Annotated in this window: 20 protein-coding genes, 1 tRNA gene and 1 rRNA gene (1 of these 22 cut by a window edge); 17 read left to right on the top strand and 5 right to left on the bottom strand. The window is 62.3% G+C overall.

What is annotated here, in order from left to right; translation table 11 throughout:
- Nucleotides 1-64: 64 nt before the first annotated feature.
- From polA to rplT, 14 genes are all read left to right on the top strand, one after another.
- Entirely contained in the window at nucleotides 65-2,782 is a 2,718-nt protein-coding gene (polA, locus tag HMPREF0762_RS02660; RefSeq protein ID WP_006361852.1) for a DNA polymerase I, read from the top strand.
- Nucleotides 2,783-3,077: 295 nt separating this feature from the next.
- Nucleotides 3,078-3,437, top strand: a complete 360-nt coding sequence (gene rplU, locus HMPREF0762_RS02655; protein WP_009077716.1) for a 50S ribosomal protein L21 — start codon at nucleotides 3,078-3,080, stop codon at nucleotides 3,435-3,437.
- Nucleotides 3,438-3,455: 18 nt separating this feature from the next.
- Entirely contained in the window at nucleotides 3,456-3,740 is a 285-nt protein-coding gene (gene rpmA, locus HMPREF0762_RS02650) for a 50S ribosomal protein L27 (protein ID WP_006361849.1), read from the top strand.
- Between the two features lie 108 nt (nucleotides 3,741-3,848).
- Complete coding sequence (gene obgE, locus HMPREF0762_RS02645) at nucleotides 3,849-5,243, top strand: GTPase ObgE (protein WP_006361847.1); 1,395 nt, start codon at nucleotides 3,849-3,851, stop codon at nucleotides 5,241-5,243.
- On the top strand, nucleotides 5,243-6,343 hold the full coding sequence (proB, locus tag HMPREF0762_RS02640; RefSeq protein ID WP_006361846.1) for a glutamate 5-kinase: 1,101 nt from the start codon (nucleotides 5,243-5,245) through the stop codon (nucleotides 6,341-6,343). The genes obgE and proB overlap by 1 nt, the downstream gene beginning before the upstream one ends.
- Complete coding sequence (locus tag HMPREF0762_RS02635) at nucleotides 6,340-7,641, top strand: glutamate-5-semialdehyde dehydrogenase (protein WP_006361845.1); 1,302 nt, start codon at nucleotides 6,340-6,342, stop codon at nucleotides 7,639-7,641. Before proB ends, HMPREF0762_RS02635 begins: the two co-directional genes overlap by 4 nt.
- A gap of 6 nt (nucleotides 7,642-7,647) precedes the next feature.
- Nucleotides 7,648-8,361: a nicotinate-nucleotide adenylyltransferase gene (nadD, locus tag HMPREF0762_RS02630; RefSeq protein WP_006361844.1), complete on the top strand. Its 714-nt coding sequence runs from the start codon at nucleotides 7,648-7,650 to the stop codon at nucleotides 8,359-8,361.
- Between the two features lie 18 nt (nucleotides 8,362-8,379).
- Nucleotides 8,380-8,976: a bis(5'-nucleosyl)-tetraphosphatase (symmetrical) YqeK gene (gene yqeK, locus HMPREF0762_RS02625; protein ID WP_006361843.1), complete on the top strand. Its 597-nt coding sequence runs from the start codon at nucleotides 8,380-8,382 to the stop codon at nucleotides 8,974-8,976.
- Nucleotides 8,977-9,180: 204 nt separating this feature from the next.
- A complete protein-coding gene (gene rsfS / locus HMPREF0762_RS02620; RefSeq protein WP_040618850.1) occupies nucleotides 9,181-9,600 on the top strand; it encodes a ribosome silencing factor in 420 nt (139 codons plus the stop codon).
- Nucleotides 9,601-9,602: 2 nt separating this feature from the next.
- On the top strand, nucleotides 9,603-10,304 hold the full coding sequence (gene mtnN / locus HMPREF0762_RS02615) for a 5'-methylthioadenosine/S-adenosylhomocysteine nucleosidase (protein WP_006361841.1): 702 nt from the start codon (nucleotides 9,603-9,605) through the stop codon (nucleotides 10,302-10,304).
- A 168-nt stretch (nucleotides 10,305-10,472) separates the two neighbouring features.
- Nucleotides 10,473-11,843, top strand: coding sequence for a histidinol dehydrogenase (gene hisD, locus HMPREF0762_RS02610; protein WP_245935480.1), 1,371 nt, complete (start codon nucleotides 10,473-10,475; stop codon nucleotides 11,841-11,843).
- A gap of 363 nt (nucleotides 11,844-12,206) precedes the next feature.
- On the top strand, nucleotides 12,207-12,785 hold the full coding sequence (gene infC / locus HMPREF0762_RS02600) for a translation initiation factor IF-3 (protein WP_006361838.1): 579 nt from the start codon (nucleotides 12,207-12,209) through the stop codon (nucleotides 12,783-12,785).
- Between the two features lie 34 nt (nucleotides 12,786-12,819).
- Nucleotides 12,820-13,014 carry a 50S ribosomal protein L35 gene (rpmI, locus tag HMPREF0762_RS02595; protein WP_009077672.1) on the top strand — a complete coding sequence of 65 codons (195 nt, stop codon included), beginning with the start codon at nucleotides 12,820-12,822 and terminating at the stop codon, nucleotides 13,012-13,014.
- A 21-nt stretch (nucleotides 13,015-13,035) separates the two neighbouring features.
- Nucleotides 13,036-13,389: a 50S ribosomal protein L20 gene (gene rplT, locus HMPREF0762_RS02590; protein WP_006361836.1), complete on the top strand. Its 354-nt coding sequence runs from the start codon at nucleotides 13,036-13,038 to the stop codon at nucleotides 13,387-13,389.
- A 23-nt stretch (nucleotides 13,390-13,412) separates the two neighbouring features.
- Here rplT and HMPREF0762_RS02585 read toward each other — a convergent pair whose 3' ends face one another.
- The 5 genes from HMPREF0762_RS02585 to HMPREF0762_RS02565 all read right to left on the bottom strand — a co-directional run bounded on the left by HMPREF0762_RS02585 (nucleotide 13,413) and on the right by HMPREF0762_RS02565 (nucleotide 20,645).
- The gene (locus HMPREF0762_RS02585; RefSeq protein ID WP_006361835.1) at nucleotides 13,413-14,318 is read right to left on the bottom strand and encodes a class B sortase; all 906 of its coding nucleotides are present in this window, start codon (nucleotides 14,316-14,318) and stop codon (nucleotides 13,413-13,415) included.
- Between the two features lie 25 nt (nucleotides 14,319-14,343).
- Nucleotides 14,344-16,788 carry a SpaA isopeptide-forming pilin-related protein gene (locus HMPREF0762_RS02580; RefSeq protein WP_006361834.1) on the bottom strand — a complete coding sequence of 815 codons (2,445 nt, stop codon included), beginning with the start codon at nucleotides 16,786-16,788 and terminating at the stop codon, nucleotides 14,344-14,346.
- A gap of 328 nt (nucleotides 16,789-17,116) precedes the next feature.
- Nucleotides 17,117-17,192, bottom strand: a tRNA-Ala gene (locus tag HMPREF0762_RS02575).
- 183 nt (nucleotides 17,193-17,375) lie between these two features.
- Nucleotides 17,376-18,221: an Mrp/NBP35 family ATP-binding protein gene (locus tag HMPREF0762_RS02570; protein WP_006361832.1), complete on the bottom strand. Its 846-nt coding sequence runs from the start codon at nucleotides 18,219-18,221 to the stop codon at nucleotides 17,376-17,378.
- Nucleotides 18,222-18,446: 225 nt separating this feature from the next.
- Nucleotides 18,447-20,645 (bottom strand): transglycosylase domain-containing protein, encoded by a 2,199-nt coding sequence (locus HMPREF0762_RS02565; RefSeq protein ID WP_006361830.1) that lies wholly within the window; start codon nucleotides 20,643-20,645, stop codon nucleotides 18,447-18,449.
- A 66-nt stretch (nucleotides 20,646-20,711) separates the two neighbouring features.
- On the opposite strand from HMPREF0762_RS02565, the gene HMPREF0762_RS02560 reads away from it, so the two are divergent.
- The 3 genes from HMPREF0762_RS02560 to HMPREF0762_RS09090 form a co-directional block, all read left to right on the top strand.
- On the top strand, nucleotides 20,712-23,177 hold the full coding sequence (locus HMPREF0762_RS02560; RefSeq protein WP_006361829.1) for a U32 family peptidase: 2,466 nt from the start codon (nucleotides 20,712-20,714) through the stop codon (nucleotides 23,175-23,177).
- 75 nt (nucleotides 23,178-23,252) lie between these two features.
- Nucleotides 23,253-24,470, top strand: a complete 1,218-nt coding sequence (tyrS, locus tag HMPREF0762_RS02555) for a tyrosine--tRNA ligase (protein ID WP_006361828.1) — start codon at nucleotides 23,253-23,255, stop codon at nucleotides 24,468-24,470.
- A gap of 620 nt (nucleotides 24,471-25,090) precedes the next feature.
- Nucleotides 25,091-26,398 (top strand): 16S ribosomal RNA (locus tag HMPREF0762_RS09090) (it continues 138 nt past the right edge of the window).

Raw genomic sequence — 26,398 nt, 5'->3', positions numbered from 1 at the left:
GCGCCGTATACTGGCAGGCATGACACGATCCTGATGGGGCGCCGTCCCCGCGAAAGGAACCCGAATGCCGAGGACCATCGCCGTTATCGACGGAAACTCCCTGATGCACCGTGCGTATCATGCAGTGCCGCCCACCATGAACGCCGTCGACGGCACGCCGACCAACGCTGCGTTCGGGTTCATGTCGATGCTGCTCAAATTCTATGAGGACGCGCGTCCCGACGCCATCGTCTGCGCCTTCGACGCCGGCAAGCCTACGCACCGCATCGAGGCGATGAAGGCGTACAAGGCCCAGCGCCCTCCGATGGACGACGAGCTGCGCGTGCAGTTTCCCGTCATCGAAGGCCTGCTCGATGCCATGGGCATTCCCGTCGTGAAGGTCAAGGGCTGGGAAGGAGACGATATCCTCGGCACTATCGCGGCGCGCGACGAGGCGCTCGGCTGGAACACGCTGCTCGTCACCGGCGATAAAGACGCCTATCAGCTCGTTTCCGACCATACGCGCGTCGTGACGACCAGGAAGGGCATCACCGATGTCGTGATCTACGGTCCCGACGAGGTGCTCGAACGGTATGGCGTGACCGCGGCGCAGTTCCCCGACTTCCTCGGGTTGCAGGGCGATACGGCCGACAACATTCCCGGCGTGCCGGGCATCGGGCCGAAGACCGCCACCAAGCTGCTGCAGGCCTATGGGAGCATGGACGGCATCTACAAGAACCTCGACAAGCTCAAGGGAAAGCAGCTCCAGAACCTCGCCGACAATCGCGATCAGGCCTATTTGAGCCGCGATCTCGCGGTCATCGTGCAGGATCTCGACTTCGAGCTCGATCTCGAATCCGCAGCGTTTCCCTCCTTCGCGGCCTCCGCGGTCGCAGAGGCCTTCGGCGCGGTTCAGTTCTCGTCCCATCTGGCGCGCGTGCTCGCGCTTATCGGCGGGGAAGGGGATCTTCCCTCGGCCGCGTCGATCGAGCTGCCCGACATCGATCCCGCGACGGGCGATGCGGCTCGGGCGTTGCTCGAGGCATGGCTCGCGCCGCGCGCCGATGCGGTCCCCTCCATGCTCGCGGACGAAGGTGCGCTCGTGCTCGGCGTCGAGGTCGTGGAGCCTGCGCAGGCATCTCTCTTCGAAAGCGCGTGCATCGCCTTCGTGTCCGACGGGCATGACGTCGTCCGTTTCGAGAACGAGGATGCGATCGCCGCCGTGGCCCGCATCGTGCGCGACGGGTGCTTCTGCACGCTCGATGCGAAGGCGACGATGCAGCGCGCGTATCCTCCCGATTCTTCGCGCGAGGCCTTCGTCGCTCCTGCCGAGCTTCTGTCGGCGCGCGCCTTCGACATCGGGCTTTCGGCCTATCTGCTCCAGTCGAACGCGTCTTCGTACGATTACGCCACGCTGTGCGAGGAATACCTGGCGGCGTCCCTGCCTGCCTTCGACGACGCGTGCGACGAGGCCTGCGCGCACGCTTTCGTGGCGCCCCGCCTGGCCCGCGCCCTCGATGGCGCCATGGCGTGCGATGCCGAAGAGGCCTCGCCCGACGGGACGTCCGGCCGCTCCGTCGGCACGCGCTCCTGCTACTACGACATCGACCTTCCCCTGGTGCCGGTCCTCGCCGTCATGGAGCGCGTCGGCGCGCGCATCGACGTCGACGCCCTCGCCGAGATGGGCCGTTCCGTCGCCGAGGAGATCGACGGCATCCGCACGCGCGTCTTCGAGCTCGCAGGAGAGGAATTCAACCTGGATTCCCCTAAGCAGCTTTCCGTCGTCCTCTTCGAAAAGCTGGGGCTTCCGCACGGCAAGAAGACCCAGCGCGGATATTCGACGGATGCGAAGACCCTTTCGAAGCTCGAGGACGTGCATCCCATCGCGCGCGAGATCCTGCGCTACCGCGAGCTCGCGAAGATGGAATCGACCTATATCGAGGCGCTGCCGCGCATGCGCGCGGGCGACGGTCTCGTGCATACCCATTTCAACCAGACGGTCACGACCACAGGACGTCTGTCCTCATCCGATCCGAACCTGCAGAACATTCCCGTGCGCACCGAGTTCGGCCGCCGCATCAGAGGGTGCTTCGTGCCTCTGCGCACAGGCGATCTCTTCATGTCGGCGGATTATTCCCAGATCGAGCTTCGGCTTCTCGCGCACTTGTCGCGAGACGAGCATCTCGTGCATGCCTTCTGCTCCGGCGCCGACTTCCACGCCTCGACCGCCGCGCGCGTCTTCGGCGTGCCCCTCGAAGAGGTCACGCCGTCCATGCGCAGCCGCGCGAAGGCCGTCAACTTCGGCATCGTGTACGGTCAGCAGGCTTTCGGCCTGGCTCAGAACCTGGGTATCGGCTTCAAGGAAGCCCAGGAGATGATCGATCGCTACTTCGAAGCCTATCCCGGCGTGCGCGCATTCCTCGACGGCACGGTGGAGGAGGTGCGCGCGTGCGGATATGCGACGACCATGTTCGGGCGGCGCCGGCATATTCCCGAACTCAAGGCGAAGAACCCGGCCCAGCGCGGCTTCGGCGAGCGCACGGCGATGAACCATCCGATGCAGGGCAGCGCGGCCGACATCGTCAAGATGGCCATGAACGAGGTCCAGCGCAGGCTCGTCGACGGCGGCTTCGCCGCACAGGTCATGATTCAGGTCCACGACGAGCTCGACCTGAGCGTCCCGGTCTCCGAGCTCGATGCGGTCGGCGCGCTCGTGCGCGATGCGATGACGAACGTCGTCACGCTCGAGGTTCCCTTGATCGTCGATGTACAGAGCGCGAAGACCTGGGCCGAGGCGCATTAGCGCCCGCGCGGCGCCTTGTCGGCGTTTTGCGATGAAACGGCGAATTCATCAGGTGATAGTGCGCTTGCCGGGCAACTAGCGTACAATTGGACGGCTGCTTGAAGGTCGCCGGAAAGTCTCCTGCGTCCCTTTCCCCTTGGACGTTCGTCTGCTTCGAACCGTCGTCCCGATGGCGCGCATTCGCAGAAGCCCATATCTTGCGAAAAATATGGCCACGGTCGCAATAGTCGTTGACGCGATTTGGTGGCGTATGTACAATATCGGCTTGCGTTTTGACTCATTCAAGGAGATTTACATGTACGCAATCGTTAAAACCGGTGGTAAGCAGTATAAGGTGGCTCCTGGCGATAAGATCAACATCGAGAAGATCGATGTCGAGCCGGGCCAGCACATCGAGCTTGAAGCCATCTGCGTCGTCGACGGTGCTTCCGTCGAGCTTACCGATGCCGCGAAGACCAAGGTCGTCGCGACCGTCCTCGAGCAGTTCAAAGGCGAGAAGCAGCTCGTCTTCAAGTTCAAGAAGCGCAAGAACTACAAGAGGCTCCGCGGTCATCGCCAGAGGCTGACCCGCATCCAGATCACCCAGATCGGCGACGTTACGTACGAAGCTCCCGTCAAGGCCGCGCCTGCTGAAGCCGCGCAGACCGAAGAATAACGAAGGGCAGGTAGTATCATGGCACATAAGAAGGGTCTCGGCTCCTCCCGCAACGGGCGCGATTCTCACGCGCAGCGACTCGGCGTCAAGCGTTTCGGCGGCGAGCACGTCATCCCCGGCAACATCATCGTCCGTCAGCGCGGCACCCATTTCCATCCCGGCGCGAATGTCGGCCGCGGCAAAGACGACACCCTGTTCGCTCTGGTCGAGGGTCAGGTCGTGTTCAGGAAGCAGACGCGTCGCACCAAGAAGCCCCGTCGCATCGTGAGCGTCGTTCCCGTTTCCGAGGAAGCCGCTGAATAGCTTCCTCGCATTTTCAGCGATACCGCATGAGAGCTCGCCTAGGCGGGCTCTTTGCATATACAATGGCATGTCAATCGATCGAAGTCGCGCGCGGATAAGGGTGAGCGAATGTTTACGGACAAGGTCCATATCTACGTCAGGGGCGGCGACGGCGGGGCCGGCTGCATGAGCTTCCGTCGGGAAGCCCATGTCCCGAAGGGCGGACCCGACGGCGGCGACGGCGGGCACGGCGGCAACGTCGTCGTACAAGCCGACGCAGCGCTTTCCTCGCTCATACAATATCGGTACAAGCACCACTTCAAAGCTGAGCGGGGCACGCACGGCAAGGGAAGCCGCATGCATGGCGCACGCGGCGATGATCTGATCCTCAAGGTGCCGCTCGGCACGATCGTGCGCGAATGGAACGATGATTCCAAGGAGACCGGCGCGCTCATCGCGGATCTGACGCACGACGGCGAGCGCGTCACGGTTGCCAACGGCGGCATGGGCGGCCGTGGCAACATCCACTTCGTCACGTCGACCCGTCGCGCGCCTTCGTTCGCCGAGCTTGGCGAACCGGCATCCGAATCTTGGATCGAGCTCGAGATGAAGCTCATGGCCGACGCTGCGCTCGTCGGCATGCCGTCGGTCGGCAAGAGCTCGCTTATCGCCCGCATCAGCGCGGCGCGCCCCAAGATCGCCGATTATCCGTTCACGACGCTCGTTCCGAATCTCGGCGTGGTCAAGGGCGACGAATACGATTTCGTCGTCGCTGATGTCCCGGGCCTGATCGAAGGCGCATCCGAGGGTAGGGGGCTTGGGCATGAATTCCTGCGCCATATCGAACGGACCGCGCTTATCGTCCATGTGGTCGATATGACCGGCGGATACGAAGGCCGCGATCCGGTGGAGGATTACCGCATCATCAACCGCGAGCTCGAGATGTACGCTTCCGACCTCGCGTCTCGGCCTCGCATCGTCGTGGCGAACAAATGCGATGCTCCCGGGGTGGAAGATGCCGTCCGTCGACTCGAAGCCGAGGTACGCTCCGATGCCGTTGCGGCCGCCGACGGGAACGAGTATGCCGACAGCGTCGCGGAGGCCAAGGTCTACCGCATAAGCGCGCTTACGGGCGAAGGCATCGACCCTCTCGTCCATGCGCTCGGAGAAAAGGTCCACGAGCTGCGCGAGGCCGCCCGCGTCCAGGAGTCCGAGAGGGTCGCATACGAGCAGGTCTGGGAACATGAGCGCGAAGCGCGCGACAAGCGCTTCTCGGTCCATCGGCTCTCCGAAGGAATCTTCCGCGTGGAAGGCCCGCAGATCGAGCGCTGGGTCGTGCAGACCGACTGGGGAAACGAGGAGGCGCTCTCGTTTCTGCAGCACCGCTTCGGGCGCATCGGTCTCGAAAAGCGTCTCGTCGCCGCAGGTGCGCGCAATGGAGACGAGATCCGCATTCTCGGCCGCGCCTTCGAATTCGAAACGGCCGACGATGCGGACGATGCGTTCAGGGAGCTCGATCTGTGATGGCTCGTGCGCCACGCGAAAGAGCCGGCGGCACCGCCCGCATCGCGATCATCAAGGTCGGATCCTCGACGCTCACGGGCGATTCCGGGCGCATAGAGGAGCCGTATCTCGTCGACCTTGCACGCCAAATCCATGCGGCGCGTGCGGCGGGATGGCGGGTCGTGCTTGTGAGCTCGGGATCCATCCCCGCAGGGCTTGAGACCCTGGGGCTTCCCGTGGAACGTCCTCGCGACATGCCGACGGTGCAGGCCGCGGCCTCCGTCGGCCAGCGTGCGCTGCTCTCCGCGTACGACAAGGTCTTCTCGCTGTACGGCATCACGATCTCGCTCGTGCTGCTCACGCGCCGCGACACGGCCGATCGCCACGCGTATCTGCACGCGCGCGACACGTTTCGGCGTCTGCTCGAACTCGGCGTCGTCCCTATCGTCAACGAGAACGACACCGTATCGGTCGAGCAGATCAGATTCGGCGACAACGATACGCTCGCAGCCCTGGTCGCGTGCATGATAGATGCCGACCGGGTCGTCATCCTCTCCGACATCGACGGCCTATACACGGCGAATCCCCAGACCGATCCCGATGCGCGGCTGCTTTCCCGCGTCACGCACGTCACGTCGCGGATCATGGAAGGCGCGTCGGGGCCGGGCAGCACGGTCGGTTCGGGCGGCATGGTCACGAAACTCACGTCGGCCCGCGTGCTCGAAGCCGCCGGCATCCCGCTCGTGATCTGTCAGGGGCGCGCCACCGACGCCGTTGCGTCGGCGCTTGCGGACGAACCTTCGATCGGCACCTTCTTCGAAGCGCGCGAGAAACGTCATGAAATGACGCCGCGCAAGCTCTGGATCGCGCTGGGCAATTCGGTCAAAGGCCGTCTGATCATCGACGAAGGCGCGGCGTGCGCCCTCGTCGAAGGCGGATCGTCTCTGCTCGGCGTCGGCGTCGTCGACGTCGTCGGGGAATTCGCCGCAGGCGACGTCATCGACGTCGCGACGCCTGCCGGCGGCGTTCTGGCTCGAGGTCTCGCGAAGGTCTCGTCCGAAGCGGCGCGCATCGAGAAGGGGACCGTCGTGCATCGAGATGAATTGGTGGTGTTCGAATGACGAGGGAATCCGAATCTTCCGGCATCCGGGCGCTCGCCCTCGTGGCCAAGGAGGCGTCGCGCGCCGTCGCATCGAGTTCGGTCGAGGTGCGCGATCAGGCCCTTAGGCTCATGGCAGGATGCCTGCGCGCGCACAAGGACGGCATCTGCGCCCAGAACGCGCGCGATATCGAGGCCGGACGTGCGGCCGGCATGGCGCCGTCGCTCATCGATCGCTTGCTCTTGACGCCCGAGCGCGTCGAATCCATGGCATGCGCCCTGGAGGATCTCGTCGCGCTTCCCGATCCGATCGGGCGCGTCCTTGAAGAACGCACGATCGACGAAGGCCTCCGTCTCGCGAAGGTCAGCGTGCCGCTCGGGCTCGTCGCCGTCATCTACGAGGCGCGTCCGAACGTCACGGCCGACGCGGCCGGCATCTGCTTGAAGGCGGGCAACGCCTGCGTGCTGCGCGGCGGCTCGCAGGCGCGGCTCAGCAACGTCGCCATCGCGGATGCGCTGCGCGAAGGCGTCGTGTCCGCCGGACTTCCCGCCGACGCGGTCAGCCTCGTTGCGGACGCGGGCCATGCGTCCGCCGACGAGCTCATGGGGCTTCGCGGCACGGTCGACGTGCTCATTCCTCGCGGAAGCGCGGCTCTTATCAGCCATTGCGTTGAACATGCGAAGGTCCCGGTCATCGAAACCGGGGTGGGCAACTGCCATGTCTACGTGCACGGATCGGCCGACCCGTCCATGGCGCGCGATATCCTCGTCAACGCCAAGACCCAGCGCATCGGCGTGTGCAATGCCTGCGAATCCCTGCTCTACGACGCATCGCTTGCCGATGCGCCGGGAGCCCCCCTTGCGGTGATCCTGCGTGCGTTGACGGATGCCGGCGTCACGCTCCATGTCGACGATCGTACGGCGGCCCTGCTCGACAAGGAGGGCATTCCCTTCCGCGCCGCCGAGCAGAGCGATTGGGGGCGCGAGTACCTCTCCATGGACATAAGCGTGAAGTCCGTGCACGATGTCCGCGAGGCCATCGCGCACGTCAACCGCTATGGAACGGGGCATTCCGAATGCATCGTCGCCGACGAGGACGACCCTCGGGGCCATGATGCCGTGCAGGCTTTCCTTCGCGATGTGGATGCGGCCGTCGTATACGCGAATGCCTCGACGCGCTTTTCCGACGGAGGATGCTTCGGTCTCGGTGCCGAGATCGGCATATCGACCCAGAAGCTTCACGTGCGCGGGCCGTTCGCGACCGATGCGCTGACGTCGACCAAGTATATCGTGCATGGCTCAGGCCAGGTCAGAAAGTAGCGAGGCATGATGAACGCCGGTCTTTCCGCATACGCATCCCGTCCGGGGGATCCCGTGCGTGTATCGCCCCGGTTCGATCGATTGGGCTTCGGCGATCCAGACGTGTCGTTTCGCCTCGGCATCATGGGCGGTACGTTCGACCCGATCCATGTGGGGCATCTTGCCTGCGCCGAACAGGTTGCCGATCGATTCGGGCTCGACGGCGTCGTCTTCATGCCGACGGGCGATCCATGGATGAAGCACGGTTCGCCTGTGACTGCGGCGGAGTTTCGGTACGAAATGGTACGTCTCGCCATCGAAGGGAACGCACGGTTCGATGCAAGCCGGATCGAGATCGATCGACCAGGTCGGACATACACGGTTGACACCCTGCGCGAGCTGCGCGCTCACTTTCCCGAGAACGTCGAGCTGTTCTTCGTGTCCGGGGCTGATGCGCTGTTCCGCATCCTCGAATGGCGCCATGCCGACGAGCTGGGGCGCCTGGCGCATCTAGTGGGCGTGACCAGGCCTGGATTCGAAGTGACCGACTCGCGGCGCCGCTACATGCGTACGCACGCGGGTATCTTCCGCGTGTCCGAGGTCGAGGTCACGGCACTGTCCATTTCTTCGACCGATCTGCGCCGCATGGTGTCCGAAGGCCGCTCCGTCCGTTATCTCGTGCCGCGCGAGGTGTTCGATTTCATCCGCGACCGCGGCCTTTACCGGACGGTTTCCCAATAGCCTGAGGAGGTTTCGTTCATGGACGCCGAACGATTCGAAGAGATGCGCATGCGGCTCGAGGAACGTCTGAAACCGTCGCGCTATCGCCATAGCCTGGGCGTGTCCCAAACCGCCGTCCGTCTCGCCCGCATCTACGGCATCGATGAGGATGCTGCGGCCGTAGCGGGGCTTCTGCATGACTGGGACAAGGCGCTTTCCACCGATGAGCTGCGTCGCAAGGCGAAAAAGCTCGGTTGCGCCCCGAAATACGTGCGCAAGAACGCGCCGGGGGTGCTGCATTCGTTCACGGCTGCGGCGACGTTGCGCGACGAATTCCCGGAGCTTTCCGACGCCGTCCTGCAGGCCGTCGCGCGCCATACCTGCGGCGCAGAGGACATGAGCGGACTCGACATGGTGGTCTTCATCGCGGACATGATAGAGCCGGGGCGTACGTATCCGCACGTCCAGGCTTTGCGCGATGCGGTGGGAACGGTAAACCTCGACGAGCTTTTCTTCCAGGCCTACGCATCCACGCTGCGTTATCTCATCGGCGCCGGCATGGTCGTCTATCCTGATTCGCTTTCCGTATACAACGCGCTTGCGCTCAAGCGCGCCTGCGCAGGAAAGTCCGCATAGGGAGGATTCGCTCCTCGGGTCGTTCGCCATCGCTTCCGAGGATGCGGCATTCGCTGCGATGCGGCGGTGCGTGCGACGCAACGGCACGGCATGCGTTTAGCGCGAACGTCATGTGCGCATCGTGCGAGATGCACGTCCAGCTGGTATCCTATTCGTTCGAATGCAATGCGGCCGACAGGGTCGCTTCGACGGAAGGAAATCAACGTGGCTCAGGATAAAGGCCTCTCATCGTTGGATAAGGCGCTTATCGCCGCCCGCGCGGCGGACGGCAAGAAAGCGACCGACATCATCATCCAGGACGTGCGCGACCTCGTCGACGTGACCGATTATTTCGTCATCGTCACGGCGCAGAATAATCGCCAGATCAGCGCGGTTCTCAATGCGATCGAGGAAGAGGAGCTCAAACAGGCGGGCGTGAAGCCGTTCGGCGTCGAGGGCGCTCGGGAAGGCTTCTGGGCGCTGCTCGATTTCGGCGACTTCATCGTGCATATCTTCCAGCCCGAAGGACGCGATTACTATCGCCTCGAAGAGGTTTGGACGGATGCCCCGCGCGTCGACTTCGAGCTCGAAGGCTCCCAGGACGAGGCGGCCGCTCCCGCCGCCGACGCGCCGACCGAGGAGTAGGCATGGAGAAGCCCGCGATCGGCATCGTCTGCGCCACCGAGACCGAGCGCGACCCGTTCCTTGCGCGCATGTCCGACGTGCGCGAGCATGCGCACGGCATGCTCGTCGCCTACGAAGGCCGCCTCTCGGGTGCCGACGTCCTCCTTGTATTCAGCGGAATCGGCAAAGTCAACGCCGCGATCGCGACGCAGACGCTCATCGATTCGTTCGGCGCGGGCGTCGTCGTGAATGCGGGGACGGCGGGCGCCCTGGTCGAGGGGCTCGACGTCTGCGATATCGTCGTGGCCGACCGAAGCGCCTATCACGATCTGGACGCCTCGTTCATGTCCGATTCCCACATGACCGTCTCTCCCGAAGAATGGTTCGCCTCGGACGAATCCCTGCTCGAAACGGCGCGCGAGGTCGCCGCGTCGTTCGGACGCACCGTCGGATTCGGCTGCATGGTGACGGGGGAGCGATTCATCGGCGAGGGCGACCATGAGAAGCTCGCGCGCTCTTTGGCGCCTCTGTCCGCCGACATGGAAACGGCCGCGATGGCGCACGTCTGCAAGGTCTTGGGAGCCGGCTTCATATCGGTCAGGGGTGTGACCGACACGCCTGCCGATCCGGGATTCGATGTCTATCTGCGCAATCGCGAAGCCGCTGCCGCCGTCGCCGAACGATTCGTCGAAGCGATGGTGGCTCGTCTGTCCGCTTCCTGCTGATCGCCTGCCGTCTTCCCGTCCGATATGCACGCATGCAGAGGTGTGTGCTTTTCTAGCCATCGTTTTTCTCGAGTACTTTATTAGAATAGAGTGATAAAGTGCTCTTACGTACATGGAGCATCTCTTCATCGGTGCTTCATGCAGAATCCGACGGAGGGGATGGCGGACATGAGGAATATCACGCTTGCGGAAGGCGAATATCTGCAGCCCGGGCAACTGCCTCGCCAAGGGTCGCTTCCTGCTGCGGTGCTCGAGAGCGCTGCAGGCATCGTGGCGGAGGTGCGAAAGCGCGGAGATGCCGCGCTGAAGGATTTCTGCCTCGCATTCGACGGCATCGAGGTCGAGGATTTCCGCGTCGATCCCGCGCTCGTCGACGCCGCCTTCGAGCGCGTGGATGCGCGTTTCGTCGAAGCGCTTGAGAAAGCCGCACGTCAGATCAAGGAATTTCACGAGAGGGAAGTGACGCAGTCTTGGATTTCCACAAGACCTGACGGCACGATCCTCGGTGTCAAGGTGACGCCCGTCGCCGCAAGCGGCGTCTACGTTCCCGGCGGGCGCGCGCAGTATCCCTCGACGGTGCTTATGGACGTGATACCTGCCAAGGTCGCCGGCGTGGAGAAGGTCGTCATGGTCACGCCTCCTCAGAAGGAAGGCGGCATCTCCCCCTATACGTTGGCCGCCGCCAAGATCGCCGGCGTGAGCGAGATCTACGCGGTAGGCGGCGCGCAGGCCATCGCCGCGCTCGCCTACGGAACCGAATCGATTCCCAAAGTCGATACGATCGTCGGGCCGGGCAACGCCTATGTCGCCGCAGCCAAGCGCCTGGTGTCGGGCGATGTCGGGATCGATATGGTCGCCGGCCCCTCCGAGGTCTGCGTCCTCGCCGATTCCACGGCGCTTCCTGCGGTCGTGGCCGCCGATCTCATGGCTCAGGCCGAACACGACCCGCTCGCCGCCTGCTACCTTGTGACCTGCGATGCTGCACTTGCTGCTCAGGTGCAGGAGCTTCTGCCTTCGATGGTCGAGGCGAGTCCGCGCGCGGGCATCACCGCCGCATCCCTTGCAGACGAAGGGGTCGTCATCGTCGCTCCGACGCTCGATCAGGCGGTCGATGCCGTGAATGTGATCGCTCCCGAGCACCTCGAGCTTCACTGCGTCGATGCCATGAGTCTGCTCGGTCGCATCCGTAACGCCGGCGCCATCTTCATCGGTCCCTGGTCGAGCGAGCCTTTAGGAGACTACGTCGCCGGGCCGAACCACACGCTTCCGACGGGCGGCACGGCAGCTTTCTCCAATCCGCTGTCCGTGGATGATTTCGTGAAGCGCTCGTCCATTATCTGCTACACCCCTGAAGGGCTTGCTGCCGACGGTCCTGCCGTCCAGGTCATGGCGCAGGCCGAAGGCCTGTGGTCGCATGCGCTTTCCGTCGGCCTGCGACGCAGGATCCTCGAAGAGGGCGAAGCCTCGCTCGCTTCGATCGATCCCGCCGATCTGCATCGCATCGCCTGGCCGTTCGATCTCGACCGACCGAAGGCGTAGCGTCGCCGTCCCTATGAGAGGGCGCGACGGGCGTGCACGGTTTTCCGTCGCGGGCCATGATCCTCTGCTCGCCGGCCGTTTCCGCCGACATGCCGCTCTGCGTTCGAGCACCGAGCGAGCATCGAGCGCGATCCGGCGAAGGGGATGCTTGTGGAGCGTCTATGCCTTTGCGCGGCGCGACGGGCTTCTTCGCGCTCGCGCGAGCGCTGTCATGTGGTATCATGCCACCCGTCACAAGAGGGGACGTAGGTCCTCCACCTGGTTCGGCCATGCCGATGGGTTCTTCGAATAGATCCACGTTTCGAATTCCCTGTCGCATGCCGCGCAGGGAATTTTTTCTAGCGGCCGGAAACGGCCAAGGAGGTGAGCGCAATAGCAGCTCAAGAGCCTAGGCTCAATGGCGAGATCAGGGTGAGCGAGTGTCGTCTCATCGGCTATGACGGTGTTCAGATGGGCATCTTCAGCACGCGCGAGGCGCTTCGCATCGCCGAGACGGAAGGTCTCGACCTCGTCGAGATCGCGCCTAACGCCAATCCTCCCGTGTGCCGCATCATGGATTACGGGAAGTTCAAATACGATCAGGCCATCAGGGCGAAGCAGGCGCGTAAGAACCAGACCAAGGTCGAAATCAAGGAAATGAAGTTCCGCCCGAAGATCGATATCGGGGATTACACGACCAAGAAGAAGCATGTCCTGCGCTTCCTCGCCGATGGCGCCAAAGTCAAGATCACTATTATGTTCCGTGGACGCGAGATGGCGCATCCCGAACAAGGTCTTTCCATTTTGGAACGCCTCGCGGACGACCTGAAGGACGTTGCGGTCATCGAAAGCGCTCCTAAGATGGAGGGACGCAATATGCATATGATGATCGCGCCGCTTCCATCGGCGGCGAAGAAGGCTCCCAAGGGCCAGGCGAAGGAAAGCGACAAGGTCGAAGAATAATCGGCGTTAAGGTATGAATGAGAAAGGAACCCTCATGCCTAAGATGAAGACTCACAGCGGCAGCAAGAAGCGCTTCCGCGTTACGGGCACCGGCAAGATCGTCCGTGGCAAGGCCTACAAGAGCCACATCAAGACCAAGAAGAGCCCCAAGCGCATCCGTGGTTTCCGCCACGACGGCCTGGTCTCCAGCGCCGACAAGAAGGTCGTCCGCGCCCGTCTCTGCAAATAATAGAGTAGGAAGTGAATTTCAATGCCTCGTGTAAAGCGTGCAGTCAACGCTCATAAGAAGCGTCGCGTCGTTCTGAGCCGTGCCAAGGGCTACTATGGCGCCAAGTCCCGTTCGTATCGTGCGGCTAAAGAGCAGGTCCAGCATTCACTGCAGTACGTCTATCGCGATCGTCGCAATAAGAAGCGCGAAATCCGCCGCCTTTGGATCACCCGCATCAACGCGGCCGCCCGCATCAGCGGCCTGTCCTACTCCAAGTTCATGAACGGGCTCAAAAAGGCCGGGATCACCCTCGACCGCAAGGTCCTCTCCGACATGGCGATCACCGATCCCGATGCATTCGCCCAGCTGGTCGAGGTTGCCAAGAAAGCCCTCTAGGCCGAGCATACGGTTCTTGCCTGTTAGGAAGAAGCCCCGTCAGGGGCTTCTTTCATGTGCCCTCGCGCGTAGACGAGCGTTCGTTCGTTGCTCCAGGTCGTGTACGAACAGGTGCAGAACACGAAGAGGCTGTCTTCAGCGCGCGGTTCGCCCGCATGCCCGTCTGCGCATGCCGTCGGTCCTCCTTCGATTCCGCATGCATCATCCGCGGCCTGGCTGCCGACGTACGTCGGCAGCGTCGCGTTCTGCTTCGACTTCTGCAGTTCCTTGAATCCGCAGCGATTCGCTATGGCGGCCATGGATCCTTCGAGGTCGTTCATGCTGATGCCGAGGTCTTCGATTCCTGTCCGGGATGCGTCCACGGTTTCCGCGGCGAAGAATTCGAGGACGATGTCGCCTGCAGGCGTCCGCAAGGTCCCGCGCAATCGATCGCTTCTCCAGTCCTCATCTCGGTAGTTCTCGAAATCGCCGAACATGCCGCCGTCGATCGGCCCGAGGTTGTGTCCGTAGACGATGAAGCATCCCGGCGTATCGCTTAGAGAATTCCCGCAGGCTGCGTCCAGATAGGGGCATCCCACGAAACTTCTCCGTCCTTGGAAGTCGTGGGAAAGATACCAGTCCGGATACCCGGGCGGGCTTGCGACGACGACGTGGTCGATGCGTGTTCCCGGCACATCGATCCATCCGATCGCATCGGGATTCACCATAGCGAGGCGTTGCCAAGGGTCGCTTCCATCGTCGCCGGCGGCCGCGCCTGCCGGCGGCTCGTTGCTTCGAGCTGCCGGCATATCTCCGCGATCGTTCGACGCATTCCCGTCGAAGGGGGATCTAGCTCCTTGGTCTGCAGGCGCGCGGGCGATGAAGATGGCTCCTCCGAGGGCCAGCAGGATGCATGCTGCGCCTACGGTATAGAGGAATCGTGCTCTCATATGCAATGTCGCTCCCTGTCGATGCCTACCAGCGATAGCGCGACGCGCTTTTGGATGCGGATATCCTTTTTCTCAGGACGGCCGATCCTGCAACGATGAGAAGCCCTGCGCCGATCGTCGCTGCGATCTCTTTCCCATGCTCAAGAACGAACAGCCCGGTCTTCGGGAGCGGTCCCCGAGGAGATTCCCTCGGCGCGACGGAGACGGTTTGGCTTGCTGCGTCCATGTCTTCGTGCGTTGCCACGACGTCGTCTTTTTCGAGAAGCCGTTCATATACGACGATCTTCTTTCCGCCTAGATCGCCTGCATCGATGTCGAAGGAGACATCGCACGTACCCTTCGACTCCTGAGGTGTGAATTCCACCTGCGCTGTTGCTTGGGTATCGTTCACGACGAGCTCTTTGCCGCTCTCCTTGTCCATGAGCCGTCCCTCGATGCGATAGGTCGTGCCGGGCTCGAGGTCTTCGTAGGCGACCGTATCGATTATGCGTTGGCCGGCGGTCGGGTCTATGATCGCATCGCCGTCGCCGGCATCCTTCGCGACGGTGCCGATGCGGGGCGTCTTCACGACCATGTCGTCGTCCTCGATGGTTCCCAGATCGATGGTCTTTGCATGGGAAGTGATCGTGATGTGCTTCTGCGTCACGAGTTCCTTGCCTTCGTTGGCGGCGCATCGCAGCTCCTCGAGCGTGTAGGAGTCATAGGGCAGGGCGCCGAGATCGTCATGGGGCTCTTGTCCGTCGGCGCGGTTCTTCACGCCATAGAACCAGACGCCTCGTTTCGGAAGCGAAGATCTACCGGCATCTTCATCCAATGCCGAATCGTTCTCATTCGTCTCGAGCGTATGGAGGGTATGCTCCGCCGACGTCGATGCGATTCCGTTCTCGTCGGTCACGATGACATGCTTTTCGCCCGTCGTTTCGGACGTGATCGCGAACACGACGTTCGGCATCGTTTCCTGCCCGGAGCTCGCGCGCTTCACAAAGGAGATGTCTCCACGTTTGATCTGTTCTTTTGCGCGCGGCGCCTCCACGACGGCATGATGGTCGGATACATCCACGCGAGCTTCGAACGCATCATCGATCAGGTACCCTTCAGGCGCGACCGTCTCGCGAACCACGTAGCGACCGTAGGGGAGCGCATCGTCTTTCGTCGTCGCGAAGCCGTTCGCATCGGTCGTCAGCGATAGGGCGACCTCTCCCTTCTTGACGATTGCGCCGTTGACGATGATGGGCTCCGGATTATCCGACGTTATGTCATAGGTCGCGCGCTCGAGCGCTGCTTTGCCCGAGGGTTCGGGCCTATCCGTTTCCTTGTCGAGCTTTTGCAGGGATATTCCTCCGCGTTTGACGCGTTCGGAAACGGTTGCAGGGTTCACGACGAGGCGAGGGTTCTGGGATGCATCGGATAGATCGAGACGTATCGTATCGTCGACGGGCAGGTATCCTTGGGGCGCCTCGACCTCTCGCATCTCGATTCGGCCGAGGGGTATCGCAGGCTTTCCATCATGGAAGAACAGCGCGTCTCCTTCGGTCTTGTGCGCTTCGTCGAGTCGGATGATGCCGTGCGTATCGGTCTTGAATCTCCAGGTGCGCATCGCGCAGTCGCCCGTTCCCGGATAGAACGTCGCTTCGAAGACGGCGCCTGCGAGCGTTGCCGATCCTTGCGCCGCCCCGTTTTCCTCCGATCCTGTCTCGGCAAGCTCGTGGTCGATCTTCTTCACGATGATGTCCGCATCGTAGCAGCGAGGCGTTTCCTGGGCCTTGGCGCTTGTCTCTTTGCCGGCATGTATCGCGACCTCGATGACCTCTTCGCTTATCTCGTATCCCTTCGAAGGCGCGATTTCCTTCACGTAGTAGCGACCTGGGGCAAGCTCGGCGGTCGCGGTGCCGTCCGACGACGTTTTCAGCCGCGTGACGAAGCTGGAGCACGCTTCGTCGGCGTAGATGCCGTATTCGGCTCCGGCGAGGTCGTAGAGGTCGTTTCCTTCGGTGAAATCAGGGAGAGAAGAGGATTTGACGAGCCGGATCGATCCCTTGCCTCCGTCCCATCGGAAATCGCCGACGCGTTGCGTCGTGTAAGGTGGATCGGCTTCGATGGCAGGGATGCTCCATTCATGGACTTCATGGATATCCATGGTCGTGTATTGGGTTTTGACATCGACATCGTAGGTTCCTTCGTCGTTTCGCGTAGCCACGAATTCATAGTCGCCGTCTTTCGGCGCAGGAAGCTCAGGGTCGAGGCACGATCCGACAAGCACCTGGCCGTCGGGCATGGTGACGTTGAAAAGCGTCGGATCCTTGCTCCCCATGATCCTTTCGACATGCGCGGTTCCTGAAATCGTCCCTTCCGCAGCCTCGGCGTCATGCGGTTGCATCGCGTAGCTTGCGATCGACGCCGCGATCGCCATGGCGACCAGCGTGAGAAATGCGATGACGTTTCGGCGTTGCAGGCAGTATGGCCAGTGCATAGATCCTCCTATAGTCTCCCTCTGTCTCAGATGCAAGGGAGGCTATCAAGGGCATCTTGCCGGGGTTTTGCACAGATCTTGCGGTCATGCGGAGCGAATGCTCTTGATATCTTCGGGAAAGACGGACGGAATGACGATGCGTTCTTGCCGTTCGTTCGTGCGCATTCGCAATGCGATGCGCACGCCTTCCGAACGGATCCCGACGATAGGCCCCATGAAGACTGCAGATGCGTCTTCATGCGCGAGGATCCATCATGGCGTTGATGCGAGGAAGAGGATGATGCAAAAACTAAGGGCCGAAGCGAGGCTTCGGCCCTTAGACGGAATATGGTGGAGCCTAGGGGGATCGAACCCCTGACCTCATGGCTGCCAGCCATGCGCTCTCCCAGCTGAGCTAAGGCCCCGAACAGATGCCCTTGAAAGGCAACTCCGTAATAATACTCATAGCATTCGGCTAAGGCAAGGAGAAATTCGCGCACGTCGAGTTTTCTTCATAGCCGCAATCGATATTGGATGAGGCGACGGCGAACCGGAGCGAGATCGGGAAAATCCGGCCTTGCTCCGGTTCGAATCTATCGATCGCTGAGCTAGATCGCTTCGATGATCGAATCGAGCGCGCCGTCGAGCTCGTAGGAAACGATATCCCCCGCATCGACGAGCTGCGCGAACCGCGTATCGATCGGCAGGGTTGCCCACGTGGGAATGTCGTAGCGTCGAGCGACTTCCTCGGCTTTCGAGTCTCCGTAGATGCCGAGCCTCTCGCCGCAATGCGGGCAGAGGTAGTAGGACATGTTCTCGATGAGCCCGACGACCGGGATATTCATCTCGCCTGCGAGGTTGACGGCCTTGCCGACGATCATGGCGACGAGTTCCTGCGGGGTGGAAACGGTTATGATCTTCTCGACCGGCAGGGATTGGAAGACGGTCAGGAATGCGTCGCTCGTTCCCGGAGGCATGTCGACGAGCAGGTAATCGAGATGCCCCCAGTTCACTTCGCTGAAGAACTGGTTGATGATGCCCGAAAGGACCGGACCGCGCCATGCAACCGCCATGTCCTCCTCGGGAAGCATGAGGTTGGTGGAAACGATCTCGATGCCCTCTTTGCTCATGCCCGGATTGATGCCGGTCTCGGTTCCGCGCAGAGGGCCTTTCACGCCGAACGACTTTGGGATGGAAGGCCCGGTCACGTCTGCATCCAGAATGCCGACGGACATTCCCTTCTTATGCAGCTCTGAAGCGAGAAGGCAGGTGGCGAGCGTTTTGCCGACGCCTCCTTTGCCGCTTACGATGCCGACGACGTGATCGATGGAAGAAACGGCGTTCGGCTTGAGCTTTTCGGGCGCGCGCGATGAGCAGCTGCTGGCGCTCGCGCATCCGCTGCATTCGTGGCCGCAGGTTTCCGGATTCGGCGTTTCGTTCGATTCTTCGCTCATATCATCCCCCTTGATGAAAGTCAGAACGGAGCAGTGTGTCTAGGCGATGATACCACTGCGGAAGATGAAGATCGCCGATGCCCGGCAATGCTCGTCCAAAGCCCCGTCTGCATCCGGCTCCGGAACATACGCCTGCGTCTTCGTGCGCTGCGCCGCGATGTCGCGGGATATGCGAAAACCCCGGCCGCATGGTCGGGGTTTTCGCATGGCGGTGCATAGGATGCGCTAGGGCGTGGCCGGCGTCTCGCCGCCGCCGGGTTCGGTGCCACCACCTCCGCCGCCGGGATCGGGGTTGGGCGTCTCGCCGCCACCGGGGTTGGGGGTCGGCGAGGGCTGATCGTTGCCCGGGTTCGGGTTCGGGGTCGGGGTGGTATTCGTATTCGAATTATCGGTGCCGGGATTGTCCGTGGCCGCGGGAGTTTGCGTCTCAGTCGTATCTTTCGATGAGTCGTCGGCCGCCTTCTCCTCGGCGGTCTTCGTATCGTCGCTCTTCTTGTCGGAAGACGAACCTGCGAATTTGGAGCTGTATGCGGGCGGATCGTATTTCTTGAAGTCTTCGATGGGATAGTCTGAAAGCGCATCGGTCATGAAGTGGCGCCAGACATCCTGAGCCCAGGTGCTCGAGTATTGGATAAGGGTGTTGTCGCGCGAGCCGACCCAGACGGAGCAGGAGAGCTGCGGCGTGTAACCGCACCACCACAGGTCGCGCCAATAGTCGGTCGTGCCGGTCTTGCCGGCGACGACCTGGCCGCTCGGGAGGGCGGCGGCATGCGCGGTGCCGTTGCTCTTGTATACGACGCCTTTGAGCACCTGCGTCACCGCATAGGCGACATTGCCCGAGATGACCTGCTTGCCATCGGTTCCGTTGGTGTTGTCCACGAGAACGTTGCCGTTCCTGTCGACCACCTTCACGATGCCGGTCGCCTCATGATGGACGCCGTTGGCTGCCAGCGTTCCATAGGCGCTCGCCATCTCGGTGGTGTTCGCCTCGCCCGTGCCGAGCGTGATGGAAGGATAGGGCTTCAGGGTGGCGCCGGACAGCCCCATGGAGGTCGCCATGTCGATGATGGACTGGGGCGCGACGCCGCCTTTCCCGGTGACCAGCCTGATATAGCCGGTGTTCGACGAGCATGCGGTCATGTCGGCGATGCTGAGCGTGCCGTAGTTGTGGTGTCCGAAGTTGTAGATGGTCGCTCCGCTGACCGTGACGGGGCCGTTGCAGTCGATGAAGGTCTTGTTCGGGTCGATTCCCTGGTTGATGGCGGTCGCCAGGGTGAACATCTTGAAGGACGATCCCGTCTGCCTTCCTTTGGAACTCGTGGCGATATTGAACTGGTCTTCGGAATAATCGCGGCCGCCGATCATGGCCTTGATGAATCCCGTATGGGGATCGACGCAGGTGAGCGCGATCTCCTGTCCATCAAGCATCGTGCCGGAGTTGTATTCGTTCTCGACGGCCTCCTCGGCGTATTCCTGCATCTGGGGGTCGATGGTCGTGGTGACCGTCAGGCCGCCCTTGAACACCACGTCGGTGCTGTACTGCTGCTCAAGGGTGTCGCGGACGTAGCTTGTGAACCAGGGGTACTTGTAGATGCCGTCGCTGCTGCTGGGCTCTTCGACGTCGAGATCGAGGTCCTCGGCGGCGGCGTCGTTGTATTCATCCTGCGTTATATACCCGTTGGTCAGCATGCGCGAAAGCACGAGGTTGCGGCGTTGCAGCGCGTTGTCGGGATTCTGGACGGGGTTGTAGAGCGTCGGGGAGTTCGGAATGCCGACAAGGGTCGCGGCCTGCGCGAGCGTCAGGTCGGAGGCATCGACGGAATAATAATGCTGCGCGGCCGACTGGATGCCGTAGCACCCGTCGCCGTAGTTGATGGTGTTGAGATACATCATCAGGATCTCGTCTTTGCCGTAGATCTTCTCGAGCTGTATGGCCAGCTCCATCTCGCGCACCTTGCGCTTGACCGTGATGTCGTTCATCTCTGAGGAAAGGAGCGTGTTGCGCACGAATTGCTGCGTGATCGTGGATGCGCCTTCCTGTCCGCCGGTCAGATTCACGGCGACGGCACGCGCTATGCCTTGGAGGTCGACGCCTTTATGCTGATAGAAGCGTTCGTCCTCCGTCGCGACGGTGCCGTTGAGAACATATTGGCTTACTTTGTCGATTGTGATCGGCTCGCGGTTTTCGAGGTACAATTCCGCAAGTACGGTGGAGCCGTCGTTTGCGAGGATCGTGGTCTTTTCCGCGAGCTGGAACGCGTCGGCATCGTTGACGTCGGGGAGATCGTCCGTCCATGAATCGAACAGGGCGAGGACGCCGCGATATCCGCCGTATCCAACGACGCAGAGGCTGACAAGAATGATGATAAGAACCCACGAGATTCCGTGGGTACGCGCATCGCGCGTTTTTCTCCGTGTTCTCATGCGAGACACGATACCTGAAACGCATGGCTCGCGCAAAACCACGTTACCTTCTTTAAGGAAAACACCATGCTCAACCCATACCGAACGATCGAGCTTTTAGCCCCAGCTGGAGACGCTGAATGCCTTCGCGCGGCCGTGGCGGCCGGAGCCGATGCGGCCTATCTCGGCCTCGACGATTTCAACGCGCGCAGGAACGCGGGGAATTTCACGCTCGAAACCCTTCGGGAGGCATGCGATTTCGCGCACCTGCGCGGGGTCCGGATCTATCTCGCCATCAACGTGGAGATCCTTCCGGGCGAAGAGGAGCGGGCGCTTGAGCTCGTATGCCAGGCGTGGCGTCGCGGCATCGACGGGGCCATCGTCCAGGATATCGGGCTTGCGAGCGAGGTGGCTCGCGTGCTTCCCGACCTGGAGATGCATATATCGACCCAGATGAACATCCATAACGTCGACGGCGTCCGCGCCGTGGCCGCCCTCGGGGCGAGCCGGGTGACGTTCGCGCGCGAACTTGCGTTCGACGAGCTGGCCCGCCTTACCGAAGAGGCCCATGCGCTCGGCATGACGACCGAAACATTCGGTCATGGCGCGCTGTGCGTCTGCTATTCGGGGCAGTGCTTCATGAGCTCGATGGTCGGTTCGCGCTCGGCGAATCGAGGCATGTGCGCCCAGGCCTGCCGGCTTCCCTACGAGCTGCGGAGCGCGTCGGTCGACGGCGCGCTTCCTTCCGAAGGCGAGCACCTGCTGTCTCCCAAAGACCTTTCCGTCGTCGACGCCATTCCCGAAATCGTCGCGACGGGCGTGGACAGCCTGAAGATAGAAGGCCGGATGAAATCCGCCGACTACGTTCATACGGTTGTGGGGATCTATCGCCGTGCGCTCGATCGGCTCGCCGACGCCTTCGACGCCGAATGCTCCGGCATGGGTGACGCCATGGATGCGGCAGAGACGGCGCGTGCCGTTCCCGAAGAAGACAGACGCGCTTTGTCCGAAGCTTTCAGCAGGGGATTCACGACTGCGTATCTGTCTGGCAGGCGCGGAAACGACATCATGGGCTACGGGCGGCCGAACAATCGCGGCGTCTTCGTCGGCCGCATCGCCGACTCGACCGAAGGCGGCGTCGGCTTCGTGACCGATGTCGATCTGCATGCAGGCGATCTGCTCGAATTCTGGACGAGCAGGGGCAATTTCGTCTCCGAGGTTCCCGAAGGCGCATCCGAGGGCGGGTTCGTGACGCTTTCCGTGCCTAAGCGCGCGTTCAAGGGCGATCGCGTGTTCCGCGTGCGGAACGCTTCGCTTGCGTTCGACCCTCGCGCCTCCGTCTCGAAGATACTCGTCCGCGCTCAGGTGGCCATGAACATAGGGAAGCCTCTTGCCATCCGCCTTTCATCGGGCTCGGCGAGCGTGGATTGGACGGGAGCCGTCATCGAAGCGGCCCGCACCAAGCCGGTGACGCTCGATGAGGCGTGCGAGCACATCGACCGCCTGGGCGCCACCCCGTTCGAATTCTCCGTTCTCGAGGTCGATCTCGACGAAGGGGTCGGCATCGGATTCTCGGCCCTGCATAAGGCGCGGACCCAGGCGCTCAATGCCCTTGAGGACGAGATGCTTGCCGCATATCGGGGACGCATCCTTGCGAAGCGGACGAAGAGACGCTCTCTTCCGCCTGCGAGAACGGGCGACATCCGTATCGTTGCGATGGCATCGAATCCCGCATGCGCACGAGCCGCGCGCAAGGCCGGGGCCGACGATGTCTACGTTCCCGCGCTTAACTACAAGCGCGGCACGGCGACGGTTGCCGGATGCCTGGTCGATGCCGTCGATCAGGCGGGATATCCGGGGCGCAAGATCGTGGCGATGCCTGTCGTGGATAAGCCTGCCATGAACAAGGACGGGGGAGACTTCGATCCCTGGCAGTACGTCAAATCCGGCAAACCCCTCCTCGCTGAATCGTTCGGCGAGGTCGTTCGGGGGATCGAAGAAGGAGCTGCGGTCGAAGTGGGCCCGCACGTTCCCTTGACGAACCGTTGGTCGCTCGATGCCGTCCGCATGCTCGGCGCGCGAACGGCGTGGCTTTCGCCCGAGCTCACGCTTCGCCAGATCAAGGATCTCGCGCCCGATGCACCGATCGGTCTCGGCCTGACCGTTTCCGGCTTCCAAGAGCTCATGGTCGCCGAGCATTGCATGCTCATGAGCGAAGGCCCCTGCGATCAGCGCTGCGGAGAATGCGTGCGCAGACGCAGCGCGCATTACTACAAGGACCGCAAGGGCTACCGCTTTCCGATCATCACGGATGTCTGCGGGCGCAGCCATCTCTATAACGGCATCGCGCTCGATATCGTCCATCTGCTTCCCGAGCTTATCGAAGCGGGCGTTTCCTCGTTCATGGTCGATGCGACGCTGCTGAGCGTCGAAGAGGCCTCCGAGGCCGTTTCGCGGGCGGTTCGCGCCCGCTCGCTCGCGCTCAACGGCGGATCGGCGGTCGACAAGCTCAAAGGCAGGACGACCGGGCATATGTTCCGTCCGGTCGAATGATCCGCCATCGTCCTGCGGCGCAGGACCGTTGTGCTAGGATGCACGAATCGCCGTACTGAACCTTATATAGAGGAGATGAGTCCGATAACTCCCGAAGAACAGCTTCATATCATCTCTTCCGGTGCCGACAAGGTGGTTCCGGAACCGCTTCTTCTCGAGAAGCTGAAAAAGGGCGTTTCCCTCAACATCAAGCTCGGCGTCGATCCTACGGCGCCGGACATCCATCTCGGGCATGCCGTCCCGCTGCGCAAGCTTCGCCAGTTCCAAGATCTCGGCCATCGCGTCACGCTCATCATCGGCGACGGAACGGCGTTGATCGGCGATCCGTCGGGACGCAACGCCACGCGTCCGCAGCTTTCTCCCGAGAAGATCGCGGAAAACGCCAGGACATATGTCGACCAGGCATTCAAGATCCTCGATCCCGACCGCACGGCGCTGCGCTACAACTCCGAATGGATTCTGAGCCTTGAGATGGCCGACCTGCTCAAGCTCTTGAGCAACTTCACCGTGGCGCGCATTCTCGAGCGTGACGACTTCCATAAGCGCTACACCGAAGGTCGCCCCATAGCCCTGCACGAATTCATGTATCCCGTCATGCAGGCGTACGATTCCGTCGTCATCGGGGCGGATGTCGAAATCGGCGGTTCCGATCAGCTGTTCAACCTGCTCGCGGGCCGTGAACTGATGGAAAAGATGGGAATGGAACCCCAGGTCGCCCTCACGCTCCCTCTTCTCGAAGGAACCGACGGCGTCCAGAAGATGTCCAAGAGCTACGGCAACTACATCGGCCTCACCGACGAGCCGAACGATATGTTCGGCAAGGTCATGAGCATTCCCGACGAGCTCATGGTCAAATACTACCAGCTCGCGTCGACCGAGGACGTCGACGCCATCGACGGCATCGAACGGGGCCTTGCTGCAGGCGAGCTGCACCCCAATGCGGTGAAGCGCGCGCTCGGGCGCAATATCGTCGCGGCGTATTACGACGCCGAAGCGGCTCGGGCCGCCGAGGCCGACTTCGACCTCAAATTCAAAAAGCACGGGTTCCCCGAGGATGCGCCCGTCGTGGAGGTATCCCTCGAGCCGAATGAGGAAGGGACGGTCTATTTCGCCAAGCTCCTCGTCGAGGCGAAGGCGGCCGGAAGCGTTTCCGAAGCGCGCCGTCTCATCGACGGCGGCGGCGTCAAGATCGGAGGCGTTGCGCTCGCGCCGAAATCCTACAGCCTCGATCCTTCCCTGCTTGCGCATGCGGAAATACAGGTGGGGAAGAAGAAGTTCTTCCGCTTGCCGTAACGGAGCTCGCCGGCGGAGGCACGCCCGCTGCAGGATTGGGGCGCCATCGATGCATTCGAACAGTCCTCGCTCCCCTGCGCGGGAGCGAGGACTGCTGCGTTGCGCCCGCGCGTCTCCCTTGCTTGCGCCGTTTCCCCGCAGAGGAACGAGGGCTGCTTTGCATGGTCGATCGGTCGTGTCGGCAAAGCTGCGTTTCCCACGCGCTCTCGTTCCATCTGGATTTACGTATGATGCGTGCAGAGGCTTGCTTTGGGTGGACTTGGATTCCGTTATAGATGAACTTCCAGTTCAAAGACAGGAATGTCGCATCGATCCTCGGCGGGTACAAGGCGGTGCAAGAAAAAGTTAATTTCATCCGTTGACAGACGCACGGAAGATGCCTAGTATATTTCTTCGCGCCGAGGGCGATCCCTAAGGCGCGGGGAACCTTGAAAGCCGGATACTGTGACGCAAGCGAATTCATGGAATCCTAGACATTCGGACCACATTTCCGAAAACGAGACGGACCCGTCTCACGGGGACCCGGCCCCCCTCGCGGGGGGCCGGCCCCGAAGATGAGAAGGGCCGGGTCGACGGGACGTCACGGAAGCGTCTTACCCGGGCCTGCGGGCCCGGGCTTCCGAACGGAGAGTTTGATCCTGGCTCAGGATGAACGCTGGCGGCGCGCCTAACACATGCAAGTCGAACGGTTAAGGCCCCCTTTAGGGGGCGCATAGAGTGGCGAACGGGTGAGTAACACGTGACCAACCCGCCCCCCCACCGGGACAACCTCGGGAAACCGAGGCTAATACCGGATACGCCGGGGCCCCCGCATGGGGGCCCCGGGAAAGCCTTGGCGGGAGGGGACGGGGTCGCGGCCCATCAGGTAGACGGCGGGGCGAAGGCCCGCCGTGCCGACGACGGGTAGCCGGGCTGAGAGGCCGATCGGCCACATTGGGACTGAGACACGGCCCAGACTCCTACGGGAGGCAGCAGTGGGGAATATTGCGCAATGGGCGAAAGCCTGACGCAGCGACGCCGCGTGCGGGAAGGAGGCCTTCGGGTCGTAAACCGCTTTCAGCAGGGAAGAAGCCTGACGGTACCTGCAGAAGAAGCCCCGGCTAACTACGTGCCAGCAGCCGCGGTAATACGTAGGGGGCGAGCGTTATCCGGATTCATTGGGCGTAAAGCGCGCGCAGGCGGCCCGCCAAGCGGCCTCGTCGAAGCCGGGGGCTCAACCCCCGGAAGCGACCCGAACTGGCGGGCTCGAGTGGGGCAGGGGAGGATGGAATTCCCGGTGTAGCGGTGAAATGCGCAGATATCGGGAGGAACACCGACGGCGAAGGCAGCCCTCTGGGCCTTCACTGACGCTGAGGCGCGAAAGCTGGGGGAGCGAACAGGATTAGATACCCTGGTAGTCCCAGCCGTAAACGATGGGCGCTAGGTGCGGGGGGACGACCCTCCGTGCCGCAGCCAACGCATTAAGCGCCCCGCCTGGGGAGTACGGCCGCAAGGCTAAAACTCAAAGGAATTGACGGGGGCCCGCACAAGCAGCGGAGCATGTGGCTTAATTCGAAGCAACGCGAAGAACCTTACCAGGGCTTGACATGCGGGTGAAGCGGCGGAGACGCCGTGGCCGGAAGGAGCCCGCGCAGGTGGTGCATGGCTGTCGTCAGCTCGTGTCGTGAGATGTTGGGTTAAGTCCCGCAACGAGCGCAACCCCCGCCGCATGTTGCCAGCATTCAGTTGGGCACTCATGCGGGACCGCCGGCGCCAAGCCGGAGGAAGGCGGGGACGACGTCAAGTCATCATGCCCCCCATGCCCTGGGCCGCACACGTGCTACAATGGCCGGCACAGCGGGCAGCGGACCCGCGAGGGCGAGCGAATCCCTTAAAGCCGGCCCAGTTCGGATCGGAGGCTGCAACCCGCCTCCGTGAAGCCGGAGTTG

Source organism: Slackia exigua ATCC 700122, assembly GCF_000162875.1.
GTDB classification, from domain to species: Bacteria; Actinomycetota; Coriobacteriia; order Coriobacteriales; family Eggerthellaceae; genus Slackia; species Slackia exigua.
This window is presented reverse-complemented; position numbering and strand designations above follow the sequence as displayed.

Excerpts from the sequence above, each read along its gene's own strand:
- rpmI (WP_009077672.1), top strand. The coding sequence starts at position 12,820 with ATGCCTAAGATGAAGACTCACAGCGGCAGCAAGAAGCGCTTCCGCGTT.
- HMPREF0762_RS02565 (WP_006361830.1), bottom strand. The coding sequence starts at position 20,645 with ATGAGAACACGGAGAAAAACGCGCGATGCGCGTACCCACGGAATCTCG.
- HMPREF0762_RS02560 (WP_006361829.1), top strand. The coding sequence starts at position 20,712 with ATGCTCAACCCATACCGAACGATCGAGCTTTTAGCCCCAGCTGGAGAC.
- obgE (WP_006361847.1), top strand. The coding sequence starts at position 3,849 with ATGTTTACGGACAAGGTCCATATCTACGTCAGGGGCGGCGACGGCGGG.
- rpmA (WP_006361849.1), top strand. The coding sequence starts at position 3,456 with ATGGCACATAAGAAGGGTCTCGGCTCCTCCCGCAACGGGCGCGATTCT.
- mtnN (WP_006361841.1), top strand. The coding sequence starts at position 9,603 with ATGGAGAAGCCCGCGATCGGCATCGTCTGCGCCACCGAGACCGAGCGC.
- nadD (WP_006361844.1), top strand. The coding sequence starts at position 7,648 with ATGATGAACGCCGGTCTTTCCGCATACGCATCCCGTCCGGGGGATCCC.
- rplT (WP_006361836.1), top strand. The coding sequence starts at position 13,036 with ATGCCTCGTGTAAAGCGTGCAGTCAACGCTCATAAGAAGCGTCGCGTC.
- rplU (WP_009077716.1), top strand. The coding sequence starts at position 3,078 with ATGTACGCAATCGTTAAAACCGGTGGTAAGCAGTATAAGGTGGCTCCT.
- tyrS (WP_006361828.1), top strand. The coding sequence starts at position 23,253 with ATGAGTCCGATAACTCCCGAAGAACAGCTTCATATCATCTCTTCCGGT.
- hisD (WP_245935480.1), top strand. The coding sequence starts at position 10,473 with ATGAGGAATATCACGCTTGCGGAAGGCGAATATCTGCAGCCCGGGCAA.
- HMPREF0762_RS02570 (WP_006361832.1), bottom strand. The coding sequence starts at position 18,221 with ATGAGCGAAGAATCGAACGAAACGCCGAATCCGGAAACCTGCGGCCAC.
- HMPREF0762_RS02635 (WP_006361845.1), top strand. The coding sequence starts at position 6,340 with ATGACGAGGGAATCCGAATCTTCCGGCATCCGGGCGCTCGCCCTCGTG.
- HMPREF0762_RS02585 (WP_006361835.1), bottom strand. The coding sequence starts at position 14,318 with ATGAGAGCACGATTCCTCTATACCGTAGGCGCAGCATGCATCCTGCTG.
- yqeK (WP_006361843.1), top strand. The coding sequence starts at position 8,380 with ATGGACGCCGAACGATTCGAAGAGATGCGCATGCGGCTCGAGGAACGT.
- proB (WP_006361846.1), top strand. The coding sequence starts at position 5,243 with ATGGCTCGTGCGCCACGCGAAAGAGCCGGCGGCACCGCCCGCATCGCG.
- polA (WP_006361852.1), top strand. The coding sequence starts at position 65 with ATGCCGAGGACCATCGCCGTTATCGACGGAAACTCCCTGATGCACCGT.
- HMPREF0762_RS02580 (WP_006361834.1), bottom strand. The coding sequence starts at position 16,788 with ATGCACTGGCCATACTGCCTGCAACGCCGAAACGTCATCGCATTTCTC.